Origin of the sequence: Streptomyces californicus (assembly GCF_000717645.1) — a bacterium.
Lineage (GTDB): Bacteria > Actinomycetota > Actinomycetes > Streptomycetales > Streptomycetaceae > Streptomyces > Streptomyces californicus.
Genome location: NZ_JNZZ01000001.1, coordinates 519592 through 531282 on the forward strand (window position 1 = coordinate 519592; position 11691 = coordinate 531282).

Here is an 11691-nt window from a genome sequence, read left to right on the forward strand (position 1 = left end):
GAGGTGTCCTCGCCCGCTCAGCCCTTGCTCCGGGACGGGTCCTTCAGGCCGATCACCGCGAAGTCGAACTGGCCGGTCCAGGAGGGGTGTCCGAAGGCTCCGGCGATGTTGTCGCCGGCGAGCAGCGGCTTGCGCTCCCAGAGCAGGGGGACGGCGGGGGACTTGCGCTGGATCTCCCGGTCGAGCTCGTTCCACGCCCGGGCGGCGGCACCCGCGTCGGGCATCGCGGCGATCTCGTCCATGCGGCGCTCCACGGCCTTGTCGCGGAACTGGGAGACGTTGCCCTGGTTGCCCTTGGCCTTGATGGTGCGGCCGTCGAAGACGAAGGGCAGGAAGGTGGCGGCGGAGGGGTAGTCGGGGCACCAGCCGCTGATCGCCATGTCGGGGGCGTTGGCGGTGTCGCCGATGGTGTCGTAGTAGACGGAGGGGTCGACGGTCTCGATCCGCAGCCGGACGCCGACGCGGGCCAGGCTCTGCTGGAGCGCCTCGGCGCGGGTCTTGTCCCCGGTGGAGACGGTGATGGTCGTGTCGAAGCCGTCGCCCCTGCCCGCCTCGGCGAGGAGCTTCTCGGCCTTCTTCACGTCGCCGGTGGCGGGCCCGGTGTGGACGGGGTCGGCGGCGCGGCCCCCGGTGAGGGACGGCGGGAGGTAGGCGGTGGCGATGTCGTTGAGGGCGGGGCCGCCGTTGGCGGTGACCTGGGCCTGCTTGTCGACGGCGTACTGCATCGCCTCCCGGAGCTTCGGGTCGTCGAAGGGCGCGCGGGAGGTGTTCAGGGCGAGCATGTCGGTGCAGCCGGTGCGCTCGGCGGAGAGCCGCTGCCGTATCCCGGGCTTCGGCAGGACCTTGGCGACGCTGGAGGGCTGGAGGTCGGACCACTCGACGGCGGAGGCGTCCGCGCCCGCGCTCTCGATGATCCGGTCGTCGATCTGGCCGCCCTTGAGGCCCTGGACCACGACGATCCGGTCCGGGTACGCCTTGCGCACCGGGTCGGTCGCCGCGTCCCAGTGGGGGTTGCGGACGAGCACCAGCTTCTTGCCGCGGGCGTAGCTCTCGATGCGGTACGGACCGGAGGAGAAGGGCCGCAGGTCGTACTGGACGCCCTTCTCGCGGGAGGCGGGTACGGGCGAGAAGGTGGGCAGCGTGACCGTGGAGGAGAACTCGGCTACGGGTCTGCGCAGCGAGAAGACGATGGTCCGGTCGTCGGGGGTCGTGATGGAGTCGAGGTGCTCGCCGTCCAGCGGGCCCGCGTACCCCTCGGCGCCGGCCAGGTAGCGCTGGGCGTAGTCGGGGCCGCCCGCCAGGTCCGGGGCGAAGGAGCGCTCGACGTTGTACTTGATGTCGCGGGCCCTGATCGGGGTGCCGTCCTCGTAGGCGAGGCCGGACTTGAGCGTGAAGGTCCAGGTGCGGCCGCCGTCGGAGGGCGTGCCGAGGTCGGTCGCCAGGTCGGGGACGACCTCGCTGCCCGCCTTGCCGGGTGCGGCCCGGAAGGTGGTGAGGGTGCGGTAGATCAGCCGGGTGCCGAAGTCCATGGTCGGCATGACCCAGTTGCGGGCCGGGTCCAGGTGGGCGAAGTCCTGGTTGGACAGCACGGTCAGGGTGCCGCCGCGCTTCGGCGTTCCGCCGATGACGGTGCCGGTCGCCACCCCGGGCTGCCGCTTGTCCGGGCCTCGGTCGTCGCCCTTCTGCGGGGAGCAGGCGCTGAGCAGGGCCAGGGCCAGCGAGGCGCTCAGCGATACGGACAGCGCACGGCTGCGACGGGACATGGGGCACTCCTCGGTACGGGAAAGGGCGCGGCGACGGCGGAAGCGGGCCGCCGTCGGGCGAGGGTCCGAAAGGGGATCCGGGGCTCCGGGCAGCCGAGCGGCCCGGAGAGCTACTGCTTGCGGAACGCGAGGCGGAGCGGACCGGAAACACCTCCGCCCTCACGCGATGTGACCCGTAACATAGTAATGTGAAATTGCACAGCCAAGGAGTGCGTCATCCCGTTACCGAAACGTGTCCGGCGACCGAACCTCCCGGGCCCTTTCCCCGGCCTTCCCGGCCCACCCCCGGCACCCCCTCCGAAGGAGACCCATGACCTCCTCCCCGCCCCCCTCCCGACCGCACACGGGCAGCCACGACCTGCCGGTCCCGGCGGCCCTGGACGCCTTCATGGCCACCGGCTGGGCGCCCTCCCCGCTGCCCGCCGACGCGCGGGTGCCCGGCCGCACCCTGCTGCCGGGCCGGATCCAGCGGCTGTCGGCGCGCTTCCCGGGCGAACGGCTGGTCATACCCGCCGGAACGCTCAAGGTCCGGTCGAACGACACCGACCACCGCTTCCGCCCGCACAGCGCCTACGCCTGGCTGACCGGCCTGACCGGCGAGGAGCAGCCCGACCATGTCCTCGTCCTCGAACCGTCCGGCCCGGACGGCCACGAGGCGCTGCTCCACATCCGCCCCCGCTCCGCCCGGAACACCAGCGACTTCTACCGCGACCGCCGCTACGGCGAGTTCTGGGTGGGCCGCCGGCCCGACCTGGACGAGACGGCCGCGCTGACCGGGCTGCGCTGCGCTCCCCTGGACGAACTGCCCGGGCTCCTCGCCGGACCGCAGCCGCCGACCCGGCTCCTCGCCGGCGTCGACCCCCGCGTCGACAGCCTGCTGCCCGAGCGTTCCCACTCCCCCTCCGGAGACGCCGAGTTGGACGCCGCGCTCGCCGAACTCCGGCTGCTCAAGGACCCCTGGGAGGTGAGCCAGCTCCAACTCGCCGTCGACCACACGACGGTGGGCTTCGAGGACGTGGTACGCGCCCTGCCCGACGCCCTGCGCCACCCCCGCGGCGAACGCCGGATCGAGGGGGTCTTCAACCTGCGCGCGCGGACCGAGGGGAACGGCACGGGATACGAGACCATCGCGGCGGCCGGCGCGCACGCCTGCGTCCTGCACTGGATCCGCAACGACGGGCCACTCTCCCCCTCCCACCTGCTCCTGCTCGACGCGGGGGTGGAGACCGACACCCTCTACACCGCCGACATCACCCGCACCCTCCCCCTGTCGGGCCGCTTCTCGCCGGCCCAACGCGACGTCTACGAACTGGTGCTGGCCGCGCAGGAGGCCGCCATCGCCGTCCTGCGCCCCGGCGCCCGCTTCCGGGACTTCCACCGTGAGGCCATGCGCGTCATCGCCGAGGGACTGCACACCTGGGGAGTCCTGCCGGTCCCGCCCGAGGAGGCGCTCGCCGACGACAGCGGCCTCCACCGCCGCTACACCCTGTGCAGCAGCGGGCACATGCTCGGCATCGACGTGCACGACTGCGCCCGGGCCCGCGCGGAGACCTACCTCGACGGCGTACTGGAGGAGGGCCACGTCCTGACCGTCGAACCCGGGCTCTACCTCCAGCCGGACGACGAGACGCTGCCGCCCGAACTGCGCGGCATGGGCGTGCGCATCGAGGACGACCTCGTGATCACCGCCGACGGCGCGCGGCTCCTCTCCGGCGCGCTGCCCCGCACGGCCGACGGTGTCGAGGAGTGGATGGCCCGCATGCTGGACGGCTGACGGAGAAGGGCCGAGTGCCCCCTGTCTGCCGCGAAGGGCCGGGGACGCCTGACGGCCGCGAAGGGCCGGGGCCCCGGCCCCGGCCCCCCGGACGATGCCGGGTTCCCCCGACGATTCCGCACCGCGCAACGTGACATTGTATAGTGCGGTGACAAATCTGAAGGGGAACGCATGAGTGAGCTGAAGTCCCGCAAACTCATCTCGGTGCAGGAGCATCTGCGCGACCAGGTGGCCAACGCCCTGCGCGCCGCGCTGATAGCGGGAGAGCTACAGCCCGGCGTGATCTACTCGGCGCCCACGCTCGCGGCCGAGTACGGCGTATCGGCCACGCCCGTACGCGAGGCCATGCTGGATCTGGCCCGCGAGGGGCTGGTCGAGGCGGTCCGCAACAAGGGGTTCCGCGTCACCGAACTGTCCGAGCGCGACCTGGACGAGTACACGGAGATCCGCGCCCTCATCGAGATCCCCACGATCGGCCGCGTGACCCGCACCGCCTCCCGCGAGCAGTTGGAGGCGGTGCGCCCGGTGGCCGAGGAGATCGTGGCCGCCGCGCAGCGGGGCGACCTGATCGGCTATCTGGAGTCGGACCGCCGCTTCCACCTCGACCTGCTCGCGCTCGCGGGCAACGCGCGCCTGGTCGAGACGGTGGCCGACCTGCGCAAGCGCTCCCGGCTGTACGGACTCACCGACCTGTCCCAGGAGGGGTCGCTGGTGGGTTCGGCCCAGGAGCACACCGCGCTCCTGGACATCATGATCGAGGGCGACGCGGAGGCGGCCGAGGAACACATGCGCAGCCATCTCGCGCATGTCAGGACGCTGTGGGCGGCCCGTAAGGAACAGGCCGGCCGGGCGGTCCCGCCCCGCAAGCTCGGGGCGCGCTGACGCCGAAGCGGGGTGCCCGCCGAGTCGGCCGCCCGTCCGCCCGGAGCCGCCCCGGGCCACGGCGACCGGGGCCGCCCCGCCCCGTCGTGGCCCGGGGCGGCTCCGGTACGTGGAGCGCGGCGACCCCCGGTACGTGGAGCGGGACGGCCCCCGGTACGTGGAGCGGGACGGCCCCCGGTACGTGGAGCGCTCAGTTCCGCCCCTCCGCTCCCCCCTCCCGCGCCTTCCGCCGGTGGGCCGCGACGGCGACCACCAGGTCCTGCCAGCCCATCCCGCACGTCTTCACGACCAGCGGCCGGCCGGCCGGCGGCACCGCGCGGGAAGCGGCCGGGTCCGACAGGGCGACCAGGGCGTCCGGGGCCAGGGCCCCGTCACGGACCGCCAGAACGACGTCGCCCGCCTCGCGGAGCGCGGTCGCACGGCTCTCGACCAACACCGTGGCACGTTCCATCAGGGCGCTGTCCAGCTCTCGTACGTCCGGTTCGTGCGAGCCGACCGCCAGCACCACCGCGCCGTCGCGCACCAGCCGCCCGTCGACCACCGGTTCGCGGGCGGACGTCGCGGTGACGACGACATCCGCGCGCCGCACCAGTTCCGCGGTCTCCCGGGCACCGGCCGGCCGGCGGCGGTCGGCCCAGCCGGGGGCGGCCCCCTCGCCCCGGGTGACGACCGTGACGTCGGCCACCGGGACGTGCGCCCGTACGGTGACGGCGTGTCCGCGGCCCTGGGGGCCCGCGCCGAAGACCACCAGCCGCAGCCCGGCGCCCGCCCTCTCCCCCGCGAGGGCGCGCAGCCGGTCCAGGCAGGCCGCGACCGAGACGGCCGGGGTGCGCAGGGTCGTCAGCGCCACCCCGTCCAGGAGCGCCACCGGGGTGAGGGTCGCGCTGTCGTGCAGCAGGTACGTGGCGTTGATCCGCCGGAGCCCGCGCGCCGCGTTGCCGGGGGCGACGGTGGCGACCTTCACGCCGAACCAGCCGTCGTGCTCGGAGGGCATGAGCAGCCCCTGCCCCCGGGCCAGCGGCACGACCGTCCGCGCTACGTCGCCGTCCGGGTCGAGGCCCCCGGACAGCGCCTCCCTGACCGCGGCGACGGCCCCGGCCGGACCGAGCGCGAAGACGTCCGCCGCGTCGAGCGTCACCGTCATCGCAGCACGAACCCGGGTACGAGGGTGTCGTCGGGATCGACGGTGAAGGCTCCGGTCCCGGTGGCGTACGCGGTGCCCGTCACCGCCGGGACGACCGTGCGGCGGCCGTCGACCACGGACGTCCGCTCGATCCGCGCGCGGAAGAGCGAACCGACGACCGACTCGTGGAGCAGTTCGTCGCCGGGACGCAGCTCCCCGGAGTCGGCGAGGAGCGCCACCCGGGCGGCGGTGCCCGAGCCGCACGGGGAACGGTCCACCTGGCCGTCCGCGAAGACCGTGACGTTCCGGTGGTGCAGCAGCCGGGTGGAGTCGGAGCGGCGGACGGGGGCGCGGGCCTCCTCGGTGAACACCGTCCCGTAGACGCCGGACAGCCGGTCGTCCCCGGGGTGTTCGGCGGCGCGGGCGGCGTTCAGCGCGTCGCGGATCTCGCGGCCGGCCGCGATGAGCGCGGTGACGTCGTGCGGCCGGACCCGCGCGCCGGTGCCCAGCCGGCCGACCGGGAGCACGGCGTACATGGCACCGCCGTAGGCGATGTCGACGGTGAGCGTGCCGTACGAGGTCGCCACCTCGACGCCGCGTGCGTGGACGTGTCCGGGGACGTTGACGAAGGTCACGTCCGCGACCCTGCCGCCGGCCGTGCGCACGCTCGCCGTGACCCGCCCGGACGGGACGTCGATGACGACGTCGGTCGTGCCCTCGGGCGGCGCCGGGACCAGCCCTTCGGCGACCGCCCAGGCGCCGAGGGCGATCGTGCCGTGGCCGCAGGCGGTGGAGAAGCCGTCCTTGTGCCAGAAGAGGGCGCCGAGATGGGCCCCGGCGTCGTCCGGCGGGACGACGAACGCCCCGTACATGTCGGCGTGGCCGCGCGGTTCGCCGCACAGCAGGGCCCGGGTCCACTGCGTCCCGGCGTCGGCCATGGCGAGGGTACGCCGCTCGGCGACGGTGGGACCGGGCCCGGTGACGGCCGGCGGCGGCTCGGGAACGATCCGGAACGGCTCTCCCCCGGTGTGCCAGTCGGCCGTCCGTATCGGCCACGTGCGGGGGTGGCCGGTTCCGCCGGGTGGGTGGTGGGTCCCGGCACGCGGGTGGCCGGTTCCCGCGCCCGGGAGGCGGGATCCGGCCGGCCCGGCGGGCGGTCGGCCGGTGGTCATACGGTGAATCCCGTCGGATAGGGGTCCGTGGGGTCGAGCAGGTACTGCGCGGTCCCGGTGATCCAGGCGCGGCCGGTGATGGACGGCAGGACGGCGGGGCGTCCGCCGACCGTGGTCTCCGCGAGGAGCCGGCCGGTGAAGCGGGAGCCGATGAGGGACTCGTTGACGAAGTCCTGCCCGGTCTTCAGCTGTCCGCGCGCGTGCAGTTGGGCCATCCGGGCGCTCGTCCCCGTCCCGCACGGTGAGCGGTCGAACCATCCGGGGTGGATGGCCATCGCGTGCCGTGAGTGCTCGGCGGTGGAGCCGGGCGCCTCCAGGTAGACGTGGTGGCAGACGTCGATCGACGGGTCCTCGGGATGCGCCACCGGGTTCTGTTCGTTGATCGCGTCCATGATGCTCATGCCGGCGGCGAGCAGCCGCCCCTTCTCGGCCCGGTCGAAGGGGATGCCGAGATCGTCGGTGCGGACGACGGCGTAGAAGTTGCCGCCGTAGGCGATGTCGTAGCGGACCGGGCCGTACCCCTCCACCTCCACGACCTGGTCCAGCGCGTGGCTGTAGGAGGCGACGTTCTCCAGGGTGACGGACTCCGCGCGCCCGTCGTGCACCGCGACCCGTGCCGTCACGAGACCGGCGGGGGTGTCGAGGCGGATGACGGTCTCCGGTTCGACCGCCTCGACCATCCCCGTCTCGACGAGGACCGTCGCCACGCCGATGGTGCCGTGACCGCACATCGGCAGGCAGCCGGAGACCTCGATGAACAGCACGCCGAAGTCGGCGTCCGGCCGGGTCGGGGGCTGGAGGATCGCGCCGGACATGGACGCGTGCCCGCGCGGCTCGCACATCAGCAGGGTGCGCAGCCCGTCGCGCTCCGCCGTGAACCGCTCCCGGCGCTCGGCCATCGTCGCGCCCGGCAGGACACCCACCCCGCCGGTGACGACCCGGGTCGGCATGCCCTCGGTGTGCGAGTCGACCGCGTGGTAACAGACTTGGGAACGCACGTCAGTTGACCCCCGCCTCGATGAGGGCCCGGGTGGCGGACCGTACGACGGACTCGGTCTCCGCGGTCAGGGGCTGCCGGGGCGGACGGCAGACGCCGCCGGTGCGGCCGATCATGTCCTGGCCGAGCTTGATCGCCTGGATGAACTCGGTCCGGCTGTCCCAGCGCAGTACGGGGTGGAGCGCGCGGTAGAGCGGCAGCGCGGTGGCGAGGTCACCGGCCAGCGAGGCGTTGTAGAGGTCGAGGCAGGCGCGCGGGAAGACCTGGGGGTAGCCGGCGACCCAGCCCTTGGCCCCGGCGACGGCGACCTCCAGGAGGGTGTCGTCGGTGCCGATGATCAGGTCGAGGCCGGGGGCGAGTTCGTTGATGGCGTAGCAGCGCCGTACGTCGCCGGAGAACTCCTTCACCCCCACGATGAACCCCTCGGCGTGCAGCTTGGCCAGCAGTTCGGGGCGCAGGTCGACCTTGGTGTCGATGGGGTTGTTGTAGGCGGTGACGGGGAGCCCGACGGAGGCCACCGCCGCGTAGTGCTCCAGCACCGCGCGGTCGTCGGCCCGGTAGGCGTTGGGCGGCAGGCACATGACGGCGTGGCAGCCGGCGTCCTTGGCGAACTGCGCGTGCCTGCGCGCCTCGATCGCGCCGTACGCCCCGACGCCCGGCATCACGGTGAAGCCCTCGGGGGCGTTGGCGACGGCGGTCTCCACGACCCGGTCGCGCTCCTCGTACGTCAGGGTCTGGTACTCGCCCAGCGAGCCGTTCGGAGCGACGCCGTGCAGGCCCTGTTCGGCGAGCCAGGCGACGTTGTCGCCGTAGGCCCCGTGGTCGACGGCGAGGTCGCGGCCGAAGGGGAGGCTGGTGGCGACGATGACGCCGTGCCAGGGCATGCGGGGGGCGTCGGCGGGGGTTCGGCGTTCGGTGCTGTCCATGGACTCTCCTCAGGTGGTTGCGGAAGGGGGCTCGACGGAGTCGGCGAGCGCGCCGAGGGTGACGGGGGTGGCGATCAACCGTTCGGCCGGGGCGTACGGCCGGCCGGGGGCGGCGACGAGGCAGTGCACGGCGGGTCCGCACATGCGGCCCTGGCACCAGCCCATGCCGGCCCGGGTCAGCTGTTTGACCTGGCGGTGGTCGGACGCTCGGCCTTCCTCGCGGGCGGTGCGGACGGCCACCGCGGTGACCTCCTCGCACCGGCAGACCGTGGTGTCGTCGGTCAGCCAGGCGGGCCAGGCCGGTGGCAGGGGGTGGGCGCCCGCCATGGCGCGGGCGAAGGCGCGGTGGCGGGCCGCGGTCCGCCGCACTCCGGCGGTACGCCGGGGGTGGGGGCGGCCCGGAGCGGCCAGGTCGGTCAGGACGGAGACGGCGGCGAGGCGGCCCTCGGCGACGGCGAGCGCCGCCCCGCCGACCCCGCAGGTCTCGCCCGCCGCGTACAGACCGGGCACGGTGGTGCGCTGCCCGGCGTCCACGGTGGCGGCGAGGGTGCCGTCGCCCGCGTCGGCGAGGTCGCAGCCGAGCGGGAGGAGGAGGTCGAGCTGGGGGACGAAGCCCCAGCCGACCCCGACGGTGTCGGCGTCGATCCGGCGCTCCGTCCCCGGGAGCGGGCGCCCGTCGCCGTCCAGGGACGCGGTCCGCACGGCGGCGACCCGCGCGTCCCCCTCGGCGGCCACGACGGCGGTGCGGGTGCGGACCGGGACCCGGTGGCGGGCGAGTACGGCCGCGTACCGTGCGGCCTCGGCCCACTTGGCGGGGTCGCGCAGCAGCGGCAGGGGCCGGCGCAGCCAGTTCGAGGGCGCGGCGGCCTCGCACACGGCGACGACCTCGGCCCCGCGTGCGGCGAGGGCGGCGGCGACGGGCAGCAGGAAGGGCCCGGTGCCGCCGAGGACCACTCGGCGGCCGGCGACGACTCCCCCGCCCTTGAGCAGCGACTGGAGTCCTCCGGCGGTGAGGACGCCCGGCAGGTCCCAGCCGGGGAAGGGGAGTTGGCGGTCGTAGGCGCCGGTCGCGACGAGCAGCGCCGGGGCGTGCAGGACGACGGCGCGTTCCTCGGGCGGGTGGGAGCGGTCCATGGCGTGGACGGCGAACCCGTGCTCCGCGCGGACGGCGGTCCACACGTGGTGGTTCAGCAGCAGCGCGAGCCGTCCCGCGCGCCGGTGGGACTCCAGGGTCGCGCGCAGCGCGCGGTAGGCCGGCAGGTCGTGGTGCAGGTCGGCGGTGGGGACGGCCTCGCGGGCGTGGTCCGGCGGGTGCCGCCAGAACTGGCCGCCGGGGGCGGCGCCGGAGTCGACGAGAGCGACCCGCAGCCCGCCGTCGAGGGCGGTCGCGGCGGCGGCCATCCCGGCCGGTCCCGCGCCGACGACCACGAGGTCCGGGGGCTCGGACGGCAGCCCCGCCGCGCGCTCCGGGCGCTCCGGGCGCTCCGGGCGCTCCGGGTGCTCCGGGTGCTCCGGGTGCTCCGGGTGCTCCGGGTGCCCGCCCGTCGCGTTCCGCGAGGGCTCGCGCGTCGAGTGCTCCGAAGACCGGTCCGGCCCGCGCTCCGAGGGCTCACGCATCGTCGCCCTCCCCCGTCGTGACGGCCATGCCCGCGCGGGCCTGCACCAGGCAGGCGCGCTGGCCGCCCGTGCCGTCGACGGTGACGAGGCAGTCGTAGCAGACGCCGATCCCGCAGAAGACGCCGCGAGGCCGTCCCCCGCCCCGGGTGGTCCGCCAGGCGATCCGGCCCGAGGCGACGAGCGCGGCGGCCAGGGTCTGCCCCGGTACGAACGGCAACGGCTCGCCGTCCACGGTGAACACGGTCACTGCGGTCACGTCGGCACACCTCCGGTGGTGAGGAATCGGTCGGGCAGCAGGCCGGTGTGGGCGGCCGGGTCGGCGCCGCGCCACGGGCGGCCGAGCAGATGGGCGGTGACGAGCGCGCCGGTGCCGGGGGCGAGGCCGATGCCGGCGCCCTCGTGACCGCAGGCGTGGAGGACGCCGGGGACGCGGGGGTCGGGTCCGACGACCGGCAGATGGTCCGGGCAGTACGGGCGGAAGCCGCGGTAGGCGCGGATCAGGTGGACGTCGCGCAGGAACGGGAAGAGGCGGCACGCCTGGGCGGCGAGCACGGCCACCACGGCCGGGTTCATCGTGGTGTCGAAGCCGACGCGTTCGCGGCTGGCGCCGATCAGGATGGTGCCAGCGCGGGTGCCCTCGACGACGCAGGAGGTCTCCAGGCCCGCGCCGTCGGCCGCCACGTTGGCGACGTAGTCGGCGGAGTAGACCTTGTGCCGGATCATCGGCGGCAGCGGTTCGGTGACGAGGACGAAGCCCCGGCGCGGCAGGATCTCGACGGGGGCGCCGAGCCGGCGGCCGACCTCGCCGCCCCAGGTGCCCGCCGCGTTGACCACGGCGTCGGCGGCGAGCACCGTGCCGTCGGCCGTGCGCACTCCGGTGATCCGGCCCCCGGCTCCGGTGACGGCGGCGGCGGCCTCCCCGGTGTGCAGCCGGGCCCCGCCCCGGACGGCGGCCCGCAGCAGGGCGGCCGCCGCGAGGACGGGCTGGACCTGGGCGTCCTGCGGGTAGTGGACGCCGCCGGCGAGTCCGGGGGCGCTGTGCGGTTCGAGGTCGGCGGGGCGGTCGACGCGTACGGTACGGACTCCGGCCGCCGTCTGGCGCTCCGCGAAGGCGTGGAGGGCGGTGAGGGCTTCGGGTGAGGCGGCGACGACCAGACCGCCCTTGGCCTCCCACTCGAGTGACGCGGAGCCGAGTTCCTCACCCGCCTCGTCCCAGAGCGTACGGCTGAGCCGGGCCAGTTCCAGTTCGGGGCCGGGCTCCTTGTCGGAGAGGAGGATGTTGCCCTCCCCCCGGCTGGTCGTCCCCGCGCCGACGGGCCCCCGGTCGAGGACCGTGACGTCGAGGCCCGCGGAGACGGCGTGGAACGCGCAGGCGGCGCCCACGATGCCCGCGCCCACGACGATGACTTTCACGACGACCCCCTAGTGCAATGTCAC

General features: G+C 74.8%; 10 protein-coding genes. 2 read left to right on the forward strand and 8 right to left on the reverse strand.

Annotated features, from left to right (window positions below; genetic code table 11):
- Positions 1-17: 17 nt before the first annotated feature.
- Positions 18-1763 carry an ABC transporter substrate-binding protein gene (locus IF19_RS0102175; protein ID WP_030114698.1) on the reverse strand — a complete coding sequence of 582 codons (1746 nt, stop codon included), beginning with the start codon at positions 1761-1763 and terminating at the stop codon, positions 18-20.
- Between the two features lie 310 nt (positions 1764-2073).
- Between IF19_RS0102175 and IF19_RS0102180 the strand changes: the two genes are divergently transcribed.
- Both IF19_RS0102180 and IF19_RS0102185 read left to right on the forward strand, forming a co-directional pair.
- Entirely contained in the window at positions 2074-3537 is a 1464-nt protein-coding gene (locus IF19_RS0102180) for an aminopeptidase P family protein (RefSeq protein ID WP_030119810.1), read from the forward strand.
- A 171-nt stretch (positions 3538-3708) separates the two neighbouring features.
- A complete protein-coding gene (locus tag IF19_RS0102185; protein ID WP_030114695.1) occupies positions 3709-4419 on the forward strand; it encodes a GntR family transcriptional regulator in 711 nt (236 codons plus the stop codon).
- A 190-nt stretch (positions 4420-4609) separates the two neighbouring features.
- Here IF19_RS0102185 and IF19_RS0102190 read toward each other — a convergent pair whose 3' ends face one another.
- The 7 genes from IF19_RS0102190 to IF19_RS0102225 form a co-directional block, all read right to left on the reverse strand.
- Positions 4610-5563, reverse strand: coding sequence for an ornithine cyclodeaminase family protein (locus tag IF19_RS0102190; protein WP_030114694.1), 954 nt, complete (start codon positions 5561-5563; stop codon positions 4610-4612).
- The gene (locus IF19_RS0102195; protein WP_078580403.1) at positions 5560-6714 is read right to left on the reverse strand and encodes a proline racemase family protein; all 1155 of its coding nucleotides are present in this window, start codon (positions 6712-6714) and stop codon (positions 5560-5562) included. Before IF19_RS0102195 ends, IF19_RS0102190 begins: the two co-directional genes overlap by 4 nt.
- Complete coding sequence (locus IF19_RS0102200) at positions 6711-7712, reverse strand: proline racemase family protein (RefSeq protein WP_030114692.1); 1002 nt, start codon at positions 7710-7712, stop codon at positions 6711-6713. The genes IF19_RS0102195 and IF19_RS0102200 overlap by 4 nt, the downstream gene beginning before the upstream one ends.
- A 1-nt stretch (position 7713) precedes the next feature.
- Positions 7714-8637, reverse strand: a complete 924-nt coding sequence (locus tag IF19_RS0102205; RefSeq protein ID WP_050490830.1) for a dihydrodipicolinate synthase family protein — start codon at positions 8635-8637, stop codon at positions 7714-7716.
- A gap of 9 nt (positions 8638-8646) precedes the next feature.
- Complete coding sequence (locus IF19_RS0102210) at positions 8647-10038, reverse strand: NAD(P)/FAD-dependent oxidoreductase (RefSeq protein WP_234310340.1); 1392 nt, start codon at positions 10036-10038, stop codon at positions 8647-8649.
- 208 nt (positions 10039-10246) lie between these two features.
- Positions 10247-10510 carry a (2Fe-2S)-binding protein gene (locus IF19_RS0102220; RefSeq protein ID WP_030114689.1) on the reverse strand — a complete coding sequence of 88 codons (264 nt, stop codon included), beginning with the start codon at positions 10508-10510 and terminating at the stop codon, positions 10247-10249.
- Positions 10507-11667 carry an NAD(P)/FAD-dependent oxidoreductase gene (locus tag IF19_RS0102225; protein WP_030276096.1) on the reverse strand — a complete coding sequence of 387 codons (1161 nt, stop codon included), beginning with the start codon at positions 11665-11667 and terminating at the stop codon, positions 10507-10509. The genes IF19_RS0102220 and IF19_RS0102225 overlap by 4 nt, the downstream gene beginning before the upstream one ends.
- Positions 11668-11691: the final 24 nt, after the last annotated feature.